The sequence below is a fragment of the Pseudomonas sp. 10S4 genome, assembly GCF_034344865.1.
In the GTDB taxonomy this organism is placed as follows: Bacteria; Pseudomonadota; Gammaproteobacteria; order Pseudomonadales; family Pseudomonadaceae; genus Aquipseudomonas.
Genome location: NZ_CP133774.1, coordinates 2998450 through 3015303, shown reverse-complemented (window position 1 = coordinate 3015303; position 16854 = coordinate 2998450). Strand labels below are relative to the sequence as shown.

Sequence of the window (16854 nt, the reverse complement as noted above, 5' to 3'; positions counted from 1 at the left end):
GGGATCTGACCATGACCCGCTCATTACGCATCCTCTACATCGCCCTGTTCCTGTTGACGCTGTTCGCCTTGGGCGTTTGGTCGACGCGCAGCTTCTTCGGCTTCAACACCAGTGCCGAAACCACGGTGCTCAACGGTCGCTGGACCAAAGCCGTGGAGACGCACTACGACGCCGAGTTCCCGATCAAGCGCCTGGGCACCAACCTCTGGGCTGCGCTGGATTTCAAACTGTTCAATGAAGGTCGTCCGGGCGTGGTGCTCGGTCGCGATCAATGGTTGTACAGCGATGAAGAGTTCAACCCGATCGTCAACGAAGAGCTGAACCTGCAAGGCAACTACGCGCTGGTCGAAGGCGTGCGCCAAACCCTGAAAGCCAAAGGCATAAAACTGGTGATGGCGATTGTCCCGGCCAAGGTTCGCCTGTACCCGGAACACCTGGGTGAAGTGAAACCGGCGAGCATCCACGCCAATCTCTACCAGGACTTCCATGCGCGTGTGGCGGCCGACAAGATCCTCGCCCCCGACCTGCTCGGCCCGTTCCAACAGGCCAAGCAAAGCGGTCAGCAAGTGTTCCTGCGCACCGACACTCACTGGACCCCGGAAGGCGCGCAAATCGCCGCCGAAACCCTGGCCAAGACTATTTCCGCGAAAACCCCGCTCAGCGGCGAACCGCAAAAGTTCGTCACCACACCTGCGGAAAAAGTCACCCACAAAGGCGACCTGCGACTGTTCCTGCCGCTGGACCCGCTGTTCGAAAACCTGATGCCGGCCACCGAGCCGTTGCAGAAGCGCAACACCGTGGCCGCTGACAACCCGCCTGCCGGTGATGACGCCCTGTTCGCCAACAACGAAGTGCCGGTGGCCCTGATCGGCACCAGCTACAGCGCCAACCCGAACTGGAACTTCGTCGGTGCGCTGAAACAAGCGCTGCACAGCGACGTGGTCAATTACTCCGAAGACGGCCACGGCCCGATCCTGCCGATGCTCACCTACCTGGAAAGCGATGCTTTCAAGAACAGCCCGCCACAGGTGCTGATCTGGGAGTTTCCTGAACGTTATCTGCCTGTGAACAACGAAATCGGTGACGCCGACCCGCAGTGGGTCGCAGAGCTTAAAGAAGCCGGCGTTCGCCAACAAAACGTAGCTGCAACCACTAAATCCGAGACGCCCGACCGGGCGCAAAACTGAAAGAGAGGTACACCCATGACTTTCACTACTACTCCTCGCCGTCTCGCCAAGACCTTTGCTCTCGTCGCTGGCATGAGCGTGTTGTCGATGTCCGCCTTCGCTGGCGACGCCGCACTCTACGGCCCGACCGCACCGAAAGGTTCGACCTTCGTGCGGATCTACAACGCCAGTAACGCTGAAGTCAGCGCCACCGTCGGCACCACTGCGCTCAACGATGTGGCACCACTGGCCAGCAGCGATTTCAGCTTCATGCCGGGCGGCGATTACAGCGCCAAGGTCGGCAGTCAGAGCCTGCCGGTGAAACTCGCCGGTGACCACTATTACACCCTGGTCAACAACGCCAGCGGCGCGCCACAACTGATCGAAGAGCCGCCGTTCAAGAACAAGCAAAAATCCCTGGTTCGCGTGCAGAACCTGAGCGACAAGGCCCTGACCCTGAAAACCGCCGACGGCAAGACTGAAGTGGTTCCGTCGGTCGCGGCCAAGGGGCGTGGCGAGCGTGAAATCAACCCGGTGAAAGTCAGCCTGGCCCTGTATGACGGCGCGACCAAAGTCGGCGACGTAAAACCGGTTGCCCTGGAACGCGGTGAAGCGGCCGTGCTGTACGTCACCGGCAGCGGCAGCAGCCTGTCGCCAGTCTGGGTAAAACGCCCGGTTTCGACGCGCTAAAGATTTTTCGGATTGGCCCATTCCCCTGTGGGAGCGGGCTTGCTCGCGAAGAGGGCGTGTCAGTCGACGTTGATGTTGCCTGACACACCGCTTTCGCGAGCAAGCCCGCTCCCACCCAGGACCGAGGTGCCAATCCAGATGCGGAATAAGAACAAGAGTGAAACGACAGAACGCAGTAGCTCTAACCAATCGATTTTAAGGAGTAACAACATGATTCCGGTAATCTTGTCAGGTGGTAGCGGCTCACGTCTTTGGCCGCTTTCGCGTAAACAGTTCCCCAAACAGTTCCTGGCCTTGACCGGCGAGCACACGCTGTTCCAGCAAACCCTGGAGCGCCTGGTGTTCGAGGGCATGGACACCCCGATCGTGGTCTGTAACAAGGACCACCGCTTTATCGTCAACGAGCAACTGAGTACCCGTAAGCTGCAAGTGCAGCGCATCCTGATGGAACCGTTCGGTCGCAACACCGCACCGGCGGTAGCCCTGACCGCGATGATGCTGGTCAATGAAGGTCGCGACGAGTTGATGCTGGTGCTCCCGGCCGACCACGTGCTGGAAGACCAGAAAGCCCTGCAACGTGCGTTGGCCCTGGCCACCGTCGCTGCCGAAAACGGCGAAATGGTGCTGTTCGGCGTACCGGCTACCAAACCGGAAACCGGTTACGGCTACATCAAGTCGACCAATGATTCGCTGCTGCCCGAAGGCGTCAGCCGCGTGTCGCATTTCGTTGAAAAACCCGACGTCAAACGCGCCACCGAATACGTTGAGTCCGGCGGTTATTTCTGGAACAGCGGCATGTTCCTGTTCCGCGCCAGCCGCTTCCTCGAAGAGCTGAAAAAGCACGACCCGGACATCTACGACACCTGCCTGCTGACCCTTGAGCGCAGCGAGCAAGATGCCGACACCATCACCTTCGACGAAGCCACCTTCGCCTGCTGCCCGGACAACTCCATCGATTACGCAGTGATGGAAAAAACCCAGCGTGCATGCGTCGTGCCGCTGACCGCCGGCTGGAGTGATGTCGGGTGCTGGGCGTCGCTGTGGGAAGTGAATGAAAAAGACGCCAACGGCAACGTCTCCAAAGGTGACGTGGTTATCCAGGACAGCAGAAACTGCATGATCCACGGCAACGGTAAACTGGTGTCGGTGATCGGCCTGGAAAACATCGTGGTCGTCGAAACCAAGGACGCCATGATGATCGCCCACAAGGACTCGGTCCAAGGCGTGAAACAAATGGTCAACACTCTCAACGAACAGGGCCGCAGCGAAACCCAGAACCACTGCGAAGTCTATCGTCCGTGGGGCTCCTACGACTCGGTGGACATGGGCGGGCGTTTCCAGGTCAAGCACATCTCGGTCAAGCCGGGCGCATGCCTGTCGCTGCAAATGCACCACCACCGCGCCGAACACTGGATCGTGGTCAGCGGCACCGCTGAAGTGACCTGCGACGAAAACGTGTTCCTGCTCTGTGAAAACCAGTCGACCTACATTCCGATTGCTTCGGTCCACCGCCTGCGCAACCCGGGCAAGATTCCACTCGAGATCATCGAAGTGCAATCGGGCAGCTATTTAGGCGAAGACGATATCGAGCGGTTTGAAGATATCTACGGTCGCTCCACCCCGATCGAACGCGGCGTGTCGGTGAAAACCATCGCGCAGTGATTGACCGGTAACACAAGAAGCCCTCGTCCAGCCCGCTGCGTCCCTATCCGCAGTGGGTTGGGTGGGGGCTTTTTTACACCGGAGACAATCTGCTTCGAACTCTTGATAACCATCCTGGATTGATTGCCGGTAGTAAAACCTCTCCGGATCTCAGGTCTCTAATTTTATGGCGACTTGTGTCTTTCGCACTCTGGAGGCCGACGACAGTCAATCGATTACCCGCCTCGACTGCCCCAGTGTGGTGAATCTCACTGACCTTGAACTGGGCCAGCGGCTCAATCAGCAGATGATCGGCAAGAAAGCCAGTAGCGGCGACTTTCTTCGGCGTCTGTTCATCAAATACCAAGATGACCCTTTGCTGGCCGGGCGTTGATTCCGCCTTGTGATCGGCCCAGTTTTCTAACCAACCAATCACACTATGAGGCACTACACTGGCCGACATGAATCCTCGATCTGCCACAATACTTCCAATCTTTACCGTGCCACCAAAAACGCCTGCATTGACTCTCAATGCCCGATAAGCCACTCCTTGGTAATCAGGTAGGGTTTTCACCTCAGCCTTGAAATTTTCCACGATACTTTTGATTTCTGTTTCTGAAGTACTTAAACCACGAAGATGGAAATTAATTTGGTCAGAGACTCCGTTTCCACCTTCGGCATACTCCATGAGCCCGGGTAAGTTTTGGCTTAGCGCCGCCAGCCCTTCAATCCTCCTACCCAGCACCTCGCGCTCGTTACCGCGATAGACTCGAGATTGGCCTTCAGTTGGGCGATTAAAAATTTCAATCAGTTCAGCAACTGCCTGAGTCGAGTCGCTGCGGTGATAACGTGACTGCCCGAACAAGCCGTTTTGATCGGACAAGCTAATGGGTCGGTTCTTTACAAAACCATAGAGATTCAGGCCATCAATCACGCCGCCCGGATCGGGATTCAACCATCGCTGGCGCTCCGGCGCGTAATACCTGAACCCGTAGTAATACAGCCCCGTCGCATCCCGTTCCTTGCCTGAATAACACACGGTCTTGTAACTGACCTGCACCGCTTCGCCGTTGGACCAAGCCGTGCCGCCGAACGGGTAATAGCGCTCCTGAGTAATGATGTTGGCGTGTTGATCCAGTTCCAGGGTGCTGGAACCCAGATGATCAGTCAGGCTGTAGCGCTGTTGATTGTTGGCGATTTGCGGCGGGCGTTCCGCCTCCCAATGCAACACCCGCACGTTGCCGCGCCCGGTCTGGACGTTGATTACGTGCAGTTCTTCGCCGGTGCCGCTGTGGGTACGGACTTCCAGGCCTGGCAGGTAAATAGTTTCGATGAGGTTGATTTGGGCGTTGGTTTGCAGTGAGCGGATCTTGCGTACGCGCATGCCATCGGCGCCATAGACGTAGTGTTCGCTGTCATCGGGGCCAGAATCGCGTTCGACCGGTCTTACTTCCTTTAGCTGATTGCGCAAGTCCCAACTCAACGCCTGCCCCGGTTGCAGGTTCAGCAAATTACCGTTGGCGTCGAAACCATGGCGAAAATCCTCTTCGCCCGGTTCCACCCCATCGCGCACCGGCAAACAACGATTGCTATGAGCGGCAGCGACCAGTCGATGGCCGGGGTTTTGCGCGCCCACATGGGTCAATTCGAGCAGGTTGTTGCCGTCGTCGTAGCGATAGGTCTGGCGATAGTTGGCGAGGCTTTCCGTCGGTTCGGATAAGGGGCCTTGTTTGAGCGCACCAGCCTCCCAACCGCTGGCTTCGATCAACTGTGAAAGGCTGTCGTAGGTATAACAGTTGATCGGTTCGATGCGTTGATTGGCGAAGTAGCGGGTCGGCAGCGCCGCGTCTTCAATGCTTAGCACATTGCCGACGGGATCGTAGGCGTAACGCAGGTCCTGCAAGGGTTCTTCCAGTCCAAGCCGGGACAGTAAACGTTTGAGCCGTCCGTCTTCAGCGGTGTACTCAAGGTGCGTAACCACGCCATTACCGGCCACTTCCTGTTCAACTTGGCCGTGAGCGTTGTAGTGGATGGCGCTGACCATCGGCAGCCATTCGGTGGTGTTGTTCAGGCGCAAATCCACCGCGCGCAACTGCCCATCAAGTGTCTGACTGAATCGCTGTTCGTTCCCCTGCGCATCTATTTGGGACTGCACGTCGCCCAACGGGGCCAATCGTGACTGACTGACAAAACCCGGACTCGATTCGCTGGCGAAACGGCGTTCTTGCTCCACCACCGCGCCGGCCAACCCATAGCTGTTAAACAGCAAAACACCTGCCGGATCATCATGACGAATCAATCGTCCGCACTGGTTGCCGCCGCTGAGCGTCTCGTCACCATAGGCAAGCTGCTCCGTGGAATCACCGTTCTCAAACACCGACACGGGCCGCAACTGGTCGTCGTAACGAGTCTGCCGCCAAGTGCCGCGCCCATCCCACTGTTCCAGCAACAGCAGTGCCTCACCCACTAAACCGACCCGCCATCCGGCGTCGACACTATCGGTGAACAGATCGGCACCACCCAGACCATGGATTGACCTCACGTTGGCTGGTGCCGAAGCCTTCTGAAACTGGCGCGGATCCCACTGGCCAATCCCTCGACCCGCCGCGTCATAGACAGTGCGGTTGACCCGAGCCTGAGTTGAGTCGCCAAAAACATCACGGTGGTAATCCACTGAACGCACAGCCAGGCTACGTGGATCGAACGCCGTCAATCTTGGGGTGTTGCGGTGCATGCTCATCTGGGAGTTTTTCATCGAATTCGCCCGGCGGCTCCTATCTAAAGGTTGTTCGCTCGCGCCCACGCCTGTGCATAAGTGGAGTAGTGCCCTAGACGATCACTGACGTACGCTTCAGGAAGCCTGTTGAAATTGCCCCGGGTCTTGCTGCCTTTTATCTTGAAGTCAATACCCCGGTATTTATCCTGAATAGAGAATGCCTGCGTGTAGGCAGTGGGAATCTGGTGAATGGAGTTAAATCGATCGACAGTTCCAGGAGCATCGACATCTATTGCAGGAAACGGGTAGTTCACGTTTCTGAGCAACGTTCTGTCATCCAGTTCGTATTTCGGATCCGCATCACCTGATGCGCTCATGACAGAACTACCGATTTGAAAAGTGCCAAACCTGGCGGTATGTGCCATGGGAAATGTTGGCCAGGGATCAACGATAACCACCTTGCCGGGTGACAACACCCGCGAATCTCCAATGACTACAAACACGTGATCAGCACCCTGCGCCCGTACTTCGAAAACGGGCTCATTGGTTTGCGTACTGGCCAGAAGATGGAAGGCGATATCCGCATGTTCTGCACAATTACCTACGCCATACTCCAGTGAGGCTTGCACTTGCTGATTCCGCGCAAGTGCGCGAATTCCTGCCAGTTCTTCTTTGTTATCCAAGGGAGACCGCCAGAGATCGAGCTTTTGATTATCGGCACCAAACGGCAATAAACCTTTAGTCACCAGATTGGTGACATGTGCCTGCTCAAGAGAATCAAAAGTTGTTTCATCAACTCGCCTTACACTTTGCACGGGCTTAACGGCGTCAAAAGCGCGCGCGTACAGGCTTCTCGATGGACTGTGCACAAGACCATCAATGCCGATCGCTGCGCGTTGAGGCACAGTGAGGCTGTTGATATCAATTTTCACCAACCCTTGGACATCCCTGTGGTTTAGTGGGTTACCTCCTACAAAGCTAAACAGGTTAGCGCCATCCATGGCTCCGGCAGGATCAGGACTGATCCACCGCTGCCACTGCGGCGCGTAATACCTGAACCCGTAGTAATAAAGCCCAGTCGCATCCCGCTCCTTGCCCGAATAGCACACGGTTTTGTAACTGACTTGTATGGCCTCACCGTTCGACCAGGCTGTACCGCCGAACGGGTAATAGTGTTCCTGCGTGATGAGGTTGGCGTGCTGATCCAGCTCAAGGGTGGTGGAGCCGAGATGATCGCTAAGGCTATAGCGTTGTTGATTGTTGGCGATTTGCGAAGGTGGTCTCGCCTCCCAATGCAACACCCGCACACTGCCGCGCCCGGTTTTTACCTCGATAACGTGCAACTCCTCACCGGTGCCGCTGTGGGTGCGAATTTCCAGGCCTGGCAGGTAAATAGTTTCGATGAGGTTGATTTTGGCGTTGGTTTGTAGCGAGCGGATCTTGCGTACGCGCATGCCGTCGGCGCCGTAGATATAACGTTCGCTGTCGTCGGGCCCGGTATCGCGTTCGACCGGTATTACTTCCTTTAGCTGATTACGCAAATCCCAACTCAACGCCTGCCCCGGTTGCAGATTCAGCAAATTACCGTTGGCATCGAAACCATGGCGAAAATCCTCTTCGCCCGGCCCCACGCTATCGCGCACCGGCAAACAGCGATTGCTGTGAGCGGCGGCGACCAATCGGTGGCCGGGGTTCTGCGCGCCCACATGGGTCAATTCGAGCAAGTTGTTGCCGTCATCGTAGCGATAGATCTGGCGGTAATTGGCGAGGATTTCCGTTGGCTCGGATAACGGCCCCTGTTTGACCGTGCCAGCCTCCCAACCGGTGGCTTCGATCAACTGTGACAGGCTGTCGTAGATGTAGCGGTTGATCGGTTCGATGCGTTGATTGGCGAAGTAGCGGACCGGCAGCGTCGCGTCTTCGATGCTCAACACATTGCCGATTGGATCGTAGTCGTAATGCAGATCCTGCAATGGATCTTCCTGCCCGAGCTGGGACAGTAAACGGTTCAGTCGCCCGTCTTCAGCGGTGTATTCAAGGCGCGTAACCACGCCATTCCCCGCCACTTCCTTTTCAACCTGACCAAAGACGCTGTAACGGATGGCGCTGACCATCGGCAGCCATTGCGTTGTGTTGCTCAGGCGCAAGTCCACCGCGTGTAACTGGCCATCAACGGTGTGCCGGAATCGCTGTTCGTTCCCTTGCGCATCTATTCGGGACTGCATGTCGCCCAACGGGGTCAATCGTGATTGGCTGACAAAACCCGGACTCGATTCGCTGGTAAAACGCCGTTCTTGCTCCTGCAGCGCACCACTCAACCCATAGCCGTTGAACAGCAAAACACCTGCAGAATCATCATGACGAATCAATCGCCCGCACTGGTTGCCGCCGCTGAGCGTCTCGTCACCATAGGCAAGCTGCTCCGTGGATTCACCGCTCTCAAACACCGCAACGGGCCGCAACTGGTCGTCGTAACGAGTCTGGCGCAACGTGCCGCGCCCATCCCACTGTTCCAGCAACTGCGCGCCCTCACCCACCAAACCAACCCGCCATCCGGCGTCGACACTGACGGTACTGAGCACGATGGAAGACAACGAATAGGCAGTCGCCAGATTGGCCTGCGTCATCCGCCACAAACGCGAATCCCACTGCGCAACCGACCGCCCCTGCGGATCATGGGCCATGCGATTGATCCGCGCCTGGGCAGACTGGTCGCCGTCGTCACGCCAGTAACCGACGGCGCGAACCGTCAGCCCGCGCGGGTCCAGCGCCGTCAGGGTTGGGGTTTGGCGGTGGACAGGCGATAGCGTCAGCATTGACGGATCTTCCTTGAACAGTGCGCCCATCTAATACCCGCGATTGAATCGCTGGCTACTGTCAGAAATTACAGGGCGGACGGACGGTACGCCGCGCTTACCCATCGCCAACCACGTCTACGCTTAGGTAGGATGGCCTTCTCTTCTCCCGAGGTTGTGCGACATGTTCATCGGCATCCTGCTGATCATCACCTGGCTGATCCTGTTGTTGCGCTACCCCGCCAAAGCCTTGCCGGTGTCCGTGGCCGCCGCCGTTGGCCTGGGCCTGGTCGCCACTTGGGTGATCTGGCTGGACAACCGCGAGGTCAAGCAACTGGCGCGCCTTGAGTTGCGCATCAGTTATGCCCCGGACCAGTGCCCGGCAGATCGGCCGCTGCAACTGAAAATGAACAACGGCAACGACGTGCCGCTGACCGAACTGCGCTGGCGCATCGCAGCCTACGCGCCGGGCGATACGGTCAACCTGGCCGACAATCAATACGCCGCCCCGCGCTATCGCGGCCCCGGCGAATTGCAGGCTGGCGCCAATTGGGAAGACTGTTTGCCGATGCCGCCATTGCGCCCCGGTTACCGCGCGCAAACCCTGGAGTTTCGCGCCGAGCGTTTGCAGGGTAGTTTCTCCGACTAATCCCCTCTCTTCACATTGCACAAGGACCGCGCCATGCCCGTTGCGTTGATTACCGGTTGTTCCAGCGGCATTGGCCGCGCCCTGGCTGATGTGTTCAAAGCGGCCGGTTACAAAGTCTGGGCCAGTGCCCGCAAGGCTGACGATGTGGCAGCGCTGGAGGCCGCCGGGTTTATCGCCGTACAACTCGACGTCAACGATGGGCCGGCGCTCGACGCGTTGAGCGAGCGGATCAACCAGCAACATGGTGGCCTCGACGTGCTGATCAACAATGCCGGTTACGGCGCCATGGGACCGCTGCTCGATGGCGGCGTGCCGGCCATGCAGCGCCAGTTTGAAACCAACGTGTTTGCCGTGGTCGGCGTGACTCGCGCACTGTTCCCGGTGTTGCGTCGGGCCAAAGGCTTGGTGGTAAACATCGGCAGTGTGTCCGGGGTTCTGGTCACGCCGTTCGCCGGCGCTTATTGCGCCTCGAAAGCGGCGGTGCATGCCTTGAGCGACGCGTTACGTATGGAACTGGCGCCGTTCGGCATCCGCGTGATGGAAGTCCAGCCCGGCGCCATCGCGTCCAGCTTCGCCCAAGAATGCCGGCCAGGAAGCCGAACAATTGATTACCGAACAATCGCCATGGTGGCCGCTGCGTGAAGGCATTCGTGCGCGGGCCAAGGCCTCGCAAGACAAACCAACGCCAACCCGTGGCTTTGCCGCTGTGTTGTTGAAGGCTGTGCAGCAGGAAAAACCGCCACGGCTGATCCGCATCGGCAATGGCAGCCGGGCGCTGCCACTGCTGGCGACGCTGCTGCCCAAGGGGTTGCTGGAGTCGACCTTGATGAAGCGCTTCGGTTTGAATCGCCAACTCTGAGTGTGGCAAACCGGTCTAATCGCGCCAGACCGTCACGATCATCATCAAACTGAGCAGCGCCATGGTGCCCATGGCGAGGCTCAGGCCCAGAGTGAAAAAAGTGCCGGGTATCACTTCACGGGGATCGGCCGGGTTGTAGAACACGGTCATCTTGTCCCCAGCCTCAACGCCGGAAAACTCGTCTCTGAACTCATGAATGAACGGTGTGCCGTCGGCCGTGACAAAGGCAACTTTTCTGACGGAGGTATAGCTGTGGCCGCTCTGCACGCCGATCATTCGAGAGCTTGATGTGCTCACGACTTCAGCGTGTACCTTGACGCCTCTGATTCTGAGATCAAAGAAATCGTAACCCTGATAAACGGCACCGGCCGTGCTCAGCAGCATCAGACCGAAGAACAAGCCTGCGATGTACTTCATCCACGCGCTCCTTGCCGGTTTGGAAGGGGCGGCAATATAGCGACCCGACATCGCAACAACAACTCGATCACACCGCCGGTGCCCCATCCATACAGGTTTGTATGCCCGGGTGCTTTCAGTAGAATGCGCGCACTTGAGACATTCGACGCGTTTACGCCGACTCAAGCAGCATGGAATCGCTGGCATTAAAACTGAAGCACGGATTGCTTTGCCTTCCAACTCTTCCCTGCCCGTTCCATGCGACTTTTATTCAATCGCAGATCAGGGAATATCCATTGAACGTTTTCAACGTGCTGCCACTGGCCTTTGTTGCCTTGTTGGCCGGCTGCAGCGCCAACTCTGAACAGACCACCAGCAAAGAGTCCTCCCTCAACGACACGCTGCCCAAGCTGACCTTGCAAAGTGTGCTGCCGTCACCGTCCAGTAATGAACAGTGCAACGCGAAAATGGACAGCGACATTCTGTTCGGCCTCGGTTTTCAACTGTACGGCGATCAGGAATGGGACACCGCCAAAAGCTGCCTGGAACTGGCCGCGCCGAAACACCCTCGCGCCTTCTGCTATCTGTCGATGATCGCCGGCCAGGACGAAAGCAAAACCCCGGATCAACGCAACAGCGAGGCCTTCAATTACATGGCCTATTCGGCGATGCAGAATGACTGGTGCGCAGAATACGGTCTGTATCAGGTCTACCAAGACGGCAGCAGCGGAGCCAGGCAAGATCCTGCGCTGGCCAGCCGTTGGCTTGAGCGTTCTTCGGTGCATGGTTACCCCGAGGCTCAGAAGGAACTGATCGAGCAGTACGAAGAGCAAGGCAACCTGGTCGCCGCCTACGCCTGGACAAAGATCATGGCCAAGGACGATGACTCGACTGCTGCCGATACCCTGAAAACGAAGATGACCGCCGCGCAAATCGTCGACGGTGAAAAGCGTTATACCGAGCTCGCTGGCCAGGTCACCAGCAAAAAAGCCATGTACGCCGAAGCGCGGGAAGAAGACGTCGGCCGTTACTCCGCCGAAATCTATCAAGACTATCCGGACACCTTCAAAGGCCTGTCGTCTGCCGAGCGCTACGACTACGTGAAGCAGTCGATGTACAAAGCCATTGACCTGCCGTTCACCAAGAGCCGTGGTCACGTGCTGAGCTATATCGTGATCAATCGCGCCGCTCAGCTGAAAAAACCTGATGCGAATATCGCGAATGACCAGCGGATCGTCGCCCTCATGGAAGATGACGAGTTGTCGGTCGCTGAAACCATCGAGCATGGCCTGCTGGTGGTCAACAAGTTCTACAGGTAAACCGACACAGCGGTGGCGAGGGAGTTTGCTCCCTCGTTCCATGCTCGCTGTTACATCATTGCGATCAGGAAATTCTCATTGAAATTGCTAAACGTACTGCCATGGATCATGGCCAGCCTGTTGGTCGGCTGCGGGGCTTCACCGGATGAGACGCTGAACGCCACCCTGCCCAAGCTCAGCCTCAGGGAGCTGTTACCGCAAGCCGTCGCCAACGAGTATTGCAACCTCTACATGGACAGCGATCTGCTCTACGGCATCGGCTACCAGTTGTACAACGACGAAAAGCCCGAGCAAGCCCGCAGTTGCCTGATCATGGCCGCGCCCACCCATGACCGGGCCTTGTGTTATCTGGCAAGCATCGCGGAACAGGACACGAGCAAGGACAGCGCCCAGCGCGACCGAGAAGCCTTCAGCTATATGGCGTATTCCGCGGTCAGAAATGACTCGTGCGCCGAGTTCGGCATGTTCCAGAACTTTGCCTATGGCATGCGCGGACAGACGCCGGACACCGAGCTCGGTTTACGTTGGCTGGAACGCTCGGCACGCCATGGCGATCCGGACTCCCAGCAAACCCTGATTCGTATGCATACCAACAAAGCCAATCTGCCCGTGGCTTACAGTTGGGCCAGAGTCCTCGACGATACGGCACAGATCGACTCGCTGAAACAACGAATGAACCCGCAGCAACTCAGCGAAGGAGAAAAAGGTTACGAGCAACTGAGCAAGAACGTGACCAGCAAGGACGAGGTGCGCAAGGAGGCGCGAGAGGAAAACATCGCGGTGTACTCGGCGAACATCCATATGCAGTTCCCCGACACCTTCAAGGGATTGTCGCCGAAAGATCGCCATGCCTTTATGGAGAACGCAGTGGCCACGGTGAGTGCTCGTCCCGAGTTCAGCACCCGTGATCAGCTTTACGCGTATGTGATCATTTCACGACAGGCTCAGTTGCACAGCACCAATGCCGACGTCCTGCAGAATCCGCAGGTCATGGCGCTGCTCAGTGACAAAGAACTGGACGTGGCTGATGCAGTGAAGAAGGCCGAAGTCAGTCTCAGCCAGGCGCAACAGTAAGGCGCCTTACCAACGAAGAGGCCCGGGGTGCAGCCCAGGCCTCTTCTCAGCAAACACAAAACCTGTGGGAGCGGGCTTGCCTACGATGGCAGCGACTCGGTCTACCTAGTTATCCACAACGTCCTGCTTCACCACCACCGTACACGTAATCCCCGCCGCCAACAGCACCCCCTCCGGCACTTCATCAATGTGAATCCGCACCGGCACCCGCTGAGCCAACCGCACCCAGTTGAACGTTGGGTTCACGTCAGCAATCAGCTCGCGACTCTCCGGGTTGTCGCGGTCGTAGATCCCGCGGGAAATACTCTCCACATGCCCCTTCAGCACTTCGCCGCTCATCAGTTGCATGTCAGCCTTATCGCCCACTCGCACGTGGGGCAATTTTGTCTCTTCGAAGAAACCGTAGACCCAGAACGAGTTCATATCGACCACGGCCATTTTCGCTTCGCCGATGCGTGCGTAGTCCCCGCGATGGACGTTCAGGTTGGTGACGTAGCCGTCCACCGCCGCGCGCACTTCGGTGCGTTTGAGGTTCAGCTCAGCAGCTTCCAGTTGCGCCTGGGCGTGTTGGTAGTCGGCCAGGGCCGAGTCGGCGATGTTGCTGGCGTCGTCGCGGTTTTCCTTGGAGATCACCAGCGCGTCCATGTCGGCGCGGCGGTGGGCGTTGACCTTGCGCATCTCCCATGTGGCCTTGCGCGACGCCACCATCGATTGCGCCTGTTTGACCGCGATGCGGTAGTGCTCGGGGTCGATCTGCATCAGCAGGTCGCTCTTCTTCACCAGTTGGTTGTCACGCACCGGCACGTCCACCACTTCGCCGGTGACGTCGGCGGCGACGTTGATGATGTCGGCGCGCACGCGGCCGTCGCGGGTCCACGGCGTGTCCATGTAATGCACCCACAGGGTCCGGCCGATCCATATCGCGAGGGCCAGCACCAACAGGGTGGCGAGCAGGCTGAAGAGCTTTTTCATCAGAACGTTCTCAACGGTAGACAGTCAGCGACAAGGCGCCGAACAGACAGGTAAACAGACTCAGGCGCAGCAGTGCCGGGTGCCAGAAGAAGCGGTACAAATCGAACCCGGACAAAAACCGGTCCAGCGCCCAGGCCAGCGCTGCGGCGATGAAAAACATCAGCGTCATGGTCGGCATGTACACGCCGTGGAAGGCGATTTCACGCGGCATGTTCAACTCCTTGGGGCTTGGTCTTTGCGGCCACGTTTATGAAGCCTGCAAGCGGTGATTGCGGGTCGAGCAACGAGGTGCGGATGAAGTGCAGATAGCTCTTCACCCGACGCAACGCCGAGGTGTCGAAGTGCGGGGCGAACGGTTCGTCAGTGGCTTGTACGCGGCTGATCGCATGGTCGACGGCGATCAAGCCGCGCTCCAGATTGCTCTGGCTCGGTTGCAGGAACAGCCGCACCAGCGAACGGCCCATCACGCGGATCGCCTGGCGCCACGGTTGGGATTCGGCATACGCCGGGTGCACCGGCAGAATCGCCTGTTCCTTGCGCAACTCGATGATTGCGTGACCGACTTCCAGCACCACGAACATCCAGCGCAGCAAGTCCCGTTGCACTTGCGGCTGGCCCACCGCCAAGCCGTAAGCCTGGTGCAGCAAATCCCGGGTGCGGCTTTCGAAACTCGAACCCAAGCCCTTGAGTTTGCCGCTGATGGCGTAGACCACTTGCCCGCGCAAATCCTGCTCCAACCGACGCCATAACCAGCGACTGTTGGGCGGCAGGATGATTGCCCCGGCGGCGGCGCACACCAACATGCCGAGCACCATGGCGATGTAGTCGTTGATAAAGGTGTAGGGGTTGTAAATGGTCAGGTTGTCCGGCACCGAACCGGTGCTGAAGAAGATCAACAAACCGAGGCCGACCCCGGCGTATTGCGGGCGTGAGGTCAGGAATGAGCCGAGCACGATCACCGGCGCGAGCATCATGCAGAGCAGCGGAAAACCATCGATCCACGGAAAGATGAAAAACATCTCGACGAAGCCGATCAACGCCCCGAGCAACGTGCCGCAAGCCATTTGAAACGCCATGCGTTTCGGGTTCGGCGTCGCGGCGGACAGGCCGACGGTGGCGGCAGCAATCATCGTCATCGTCGCCCCGCTCGGCCATGCAGTGGCCACCCAGTAACTGCCGAGCACCACCAGAATGAATGTCGCGCGAATCCCCGACGCTGCCGACGCCAGCCAGTTGGTTTGCGGGGTGAACGGTTCATCCCATTGCTCACGGGCGTGGGTGTGATCGGCCAGTGAGGCGTGGGTCTGTGCATAACTGTGCAGGTCATCGACGAAGCGATAGAGCAACTCGTATGCGGTGTGGAAATCCAGCTGCTCGGCGTCGCTCGGGTCGGTCTCCTGGAAGATCGTCCGAAGACCGCGAACCCGCGCCGGCAAGCCCTCCTTGTAAGCGGTCAACGCCGTGACCAGACGCGCGGCATCGGCGTTGGTCAGCGCCCGGCCACTGAAGCCATCGAGCAATTCGGCGAGGTCCTGCAGACCCGGTTTGATCGCTGCCACCACGTGGTCCGCCTCGCTGCTGCGCAAGCGTTCGAGCAATTGGTGCAAGGCGTTGAAGCGAGTGGTGATGCTCATGAACTCGCTGTTCAGGCGACTGAGCCGACCGTTGCGTCGACGCATGTGCGGGTCTTCGAACACCGTCACGCTGCGCAAGCCTTCGATGCCCACCGCTTCGGCGATGAAACGCACGTTGCTCGCCTCAAAAGCTTCGCGTTGGCTGCGACCGCGCAAGCCGTCGGTGACGAACAACGCGAACACGCCGAAGCGCTGATACAAGGCGTTGCGCATCGCGGCGCTGGCGGTTTGCGGCAGGATCGCGGCGCTGATCAGGGTCGAGCAAATAATCCCGAGGGAGATTTCCAGCACCCGCCAGACCGCCGCCATAAACGCGCCGTCCGGGTGAGCCAATGCCGGCAAACCGACCATTGCGGCGGTGTAGCCGGCGAGCACAAAACCGTAGGCGCGGAAGTTGCGATAACGGGCGGCACCGGCCGTGCAGATCCCGACCCAAATCGCCAGCGAGCCGAGGAACAGTTCGGTGTTTTGCGCAAACAATGCGATCAGCGCGACCATCACCGTCGACCCGGCGAGCGTGCCGAGGAAGCGATAGAAACTCTTGGCCAACACGTGGCCGCTTTGCGGTTGCATGACGATGAATACGGTGATCATCGCTGTGCGCGGTTGCGGCAACTCCAGGCGCATGGCCAGCCACAGGGTCAGGAATGCTGCGATCAGCACCTTGAAAATGTAGACCCAGGTCACGCCATCGCTGCGCGCCCAGTCATAGAAACCCCGGCGCCATTCAAGGGAATGTAGCCAGCGCAGAGGTGCGGGCAAGGGAGTCATTAAATCCTGCTCAGTGGTCGAGGGCTTGAAGGATGAACACTCACTTCAGGCACTCCCGAAATTTGTGGCGAGGGGCTTGCCCCGTTCGGCTGCGAAGCAGCCGCCAAATCGGTAAATGCGGTGTGCCTGAAAAACCGCGTTGGCAGGTCTTGGGGCTGCTTCGCAACCCAAC

At 58.4% G+C, this 16854-nt stretch carries 12 protein-coding genes and 1 pseudogene; 7 read left to right on the top strand and 6 right to left on the bottom strand.

The window, feature by feature from the left end; genetic code table 11:
- The first annotated feature begins 11 nt into the window (after positions 1-11).
- From RHM58_RS13840 to RHM58_RS13825, 3 genes are all read left to right on the top strand, one after another.
- Entirely contained in the window at positions 12-1187 is a 1176-nt protein-coding gene (locus RHM58_RS13840; protein WP_322270583.1) for an alginate O-acetyltransferase, read from the top strand.
- Between the two features lie 15 nt (positions 1188-1202).
- The gene (locus RHM58_RS13835) at positions 1203-1856 is read left to right on the top strand and encodes an alginate O-acetyltransferase AlgF (RefSeq protein WP_322270582.1); all 654 of its coding nucleotides are present in this window, start codon (positions 1203-1205) and stop codon (positions 1854-1856) included.
- 210 nt (positions 1857-2066) lie between these two features.
- Positions 2067-3518 carry a mannose-1-phosphate guanylyltransferase/mannose-6-phosphate isomerase gene (locus RHM58_RS13825; protein WP_201200763.1) on the top strand — a complete coding sequence of 484 codons (1452 nt, stop codon included), beginning with the start codon at positions 2067-2069 and terminating at the stop codon, positions 3516-3518.
- A gap of 73 nt (positions 3519-3591) precedes the next feature.
- Here RHM58_RS13825 and RHM58_RS13820 read toward each other — a convergent pair whose 3' ends face one another.
- Both RHM58_RS13820 and RHM58_RS13815 read right to left on the bottom strand, forming a co-directional pair.
- Positions 3592-6252, bottom strand: coding sequence for an RHS repeat domain-containing protein (locus tag RHM58_RS13820; protein WP_322270581.1), 2661 nt, complete (start codon positions 6250-6252; stop codon positions 3592-3594).
- Positions 6253-6275: 23 nt separating this feature from the next.
- Positions 6276-9059 carry an RHS repeat-associated core domain-containing protein gene (locus RHM58_RS13815; protein WP_322270580.1) on the bottom strand — a complete coding sequence of 928 codons (2784 nt, stop codon included), beginning with the start codon at positions 9057-9059 and terminating at the stop codon, positions 6276-6278.
- 133 nt (positions 9060-9192) lie between these two features.
- Here RHM58_RS13815 and RHM58_RS13810 point away from each other — a divergent pair, with 133 nt between their 5' ends.
- A complete protein-coding gene (locus RHM58_RS13810; protein WP_201200753.1) occupies positions 9193-9657 on the top strand; it encodes a multidrug transporter in 465 nt (154 codons plus the stop codon).
- 33 nt (positions 9658-9690) lie between these two features.
- Positions 9691-10516: pseudogene (locus RHM58_RS13805) on the top strand (SDR family oxidoreductase).
- 15 nt (positions 10517-10531) lie between these two features.
- Here RHM58_RS13805 and RHM58_RS13800 read toward each other — a convergent pair.
- Positions 10532-10933, bottom strand: coding sequence for a DUF3592 domain-containing protein (locus RHM58_RS13800; RefSeq protein WP_322270579.1), 402 nt, complete (start codon positions 10931-10933; stop codon positions 10532-10534).
- 275 nt (positions 10934-11208) lie between these two features.
- Here RHM58_RS13800 and RHM58_RS13795 point away from each other — a divergent pair, with 275 nt between their 5' ends.
- The gene (locus RHM58_RS13795) at positions 11209-12231 is read left to right on the top strand and encodes a sel1 repeat family protein (RefSeq protein ID WP_322270578.1); all 1023 of its coding nucleotides are present in this window, start codon (positions 11209-11211) and stop codon (positions 12229-12231) included.
- 78 nt (positions 12232-12309) lie between these two features.
- Positions 12310-13305: a hypothetical protein gene (locus RHM58_RS13790; RefSeq protein ID WP_201255857.1), complete on the top strand. Its 996-nt coding sequence runs from the start codon at positions 12310-12312 to the stop codon at positions 13303-13305.
- 105 nt (positions 13306-13410) lie between these two features.
- On the opposite strand, the gene RHM58_RS13785 is transcribed toward RHM58_RS13790, so the two are convergent.
- Genes RHM58_RS13785 through RHM58_RS13775 form a run of 3 tightly spaced genes read right to left on the bottom strand, consistent with a single transcriptional unit; the run spans position 13411 to position 16682 of the window.
- Positions 13411-14277 (bottom strand): HlyD family secretion protein, encoded by an 867-nt coding sequence (locus tag RHM58_RS13785; protein ID WP_322270577.1) that lies wholly within the window; start codon positions 14275-14277, stop codon positions 13411-13413.
- 10 nt (positions 14278-14287) lie between these two features.
- On the bottom strand, positions 14288-14488 hold the full coding sequence (locus tag RHM58_RS13780; protein ID WP_201200743.1) for a DUF1656 domain-containing protein: 201 nt from the start codon (positions 14486-14488) through the stop codon (positions 14288-14290).
- Entirely contained in the window at positions 14478-16682 is a 2205-nt protein-coding gene (locus RHM58_RS13775) for an FUSC family protein (protein ID WP_322270576.1), read from the bottom strand. The genes RHM58_RS13780 and RHM58_RS13775 overlap by 11 nt, the downstream gene beginning before the upstream one ends.
- Between the last annotated feature and the right edge of the window lie 172 nt (positions 16683-16854).

Bases quoted from the DNA above. Each gene is read 5' to 3' on its own strand.
- RHM58_RS13780 (WP_201200743.1), bottom strand. From the start codon at position 14,488: ATGCCGCGTGAAATCGCCTTCCACGGCGTGTACATGCCGACCATGACG.
- RHM58_RS13810 (WP_201200753.1), top strand. From the start codon at position 9,193: ATGTTCATCGGCATCCTGCTGATCATCACCTGGCTGATCCTGTTGTTG.
- RHM58_RS13815 (WP_322270580.1), bottom strand. From the start codon at position 9,059: ATGGGCGCACTGTTCAAGGAAGATCCGTCAATGCTGACGCTATCGCCT.
- RHM58_RS13775 (WP_322270576.1), bottom strand. From the start codon at position 16,682: ATGACTCCCTTGCCCGCACCTCTGCGCTGGCTACATTCCCTTGAATGG.
- RHM58_RS13840 (WP_322270583.1), top strand. From the start codon at position 12: ATGACCCGCTCATTACGCATCCTCTACATCGCCCTGTTCCTGTTGACG.
- RHM58_RS13820 (WP_322270581.1), bottom strand. From the start codon at position 6,252: ATGAAAAACTCCCAGATGAGCATGCACCGCAACACCCCAAGATTGACG.
- RHM58_RS13835 (WP_322270582.1), top strand. From the start codon at position 1,203: ATGACTTTCACTACTACTCCTCGCCGTCTCGCCAAGACCTTTGCTCTC.
- RHM58_RS13825 (WP_201200763.1), top strand. From the start codon at position 2,067: ATGATTCCGGTAATCTTGTCAGGTGGTAGCGGCTCACGTCTTTGGCCG.
- RHM58_RS13800 (WP_322270579.1), bottom strand. From the start codon at position 10,933: ATGAAGTACATCGCAGGCTTGTTCTTCGGTCTGATGCTGCTGAGCACG.
- RHM58_RS13785 (WP_322270577.1), bottom strand. From the start codon at position 14,277: ATGAAAAAGCTCTTCAGCCTGCTCGCCACCCTGTTGGTGCTGGCCCTC.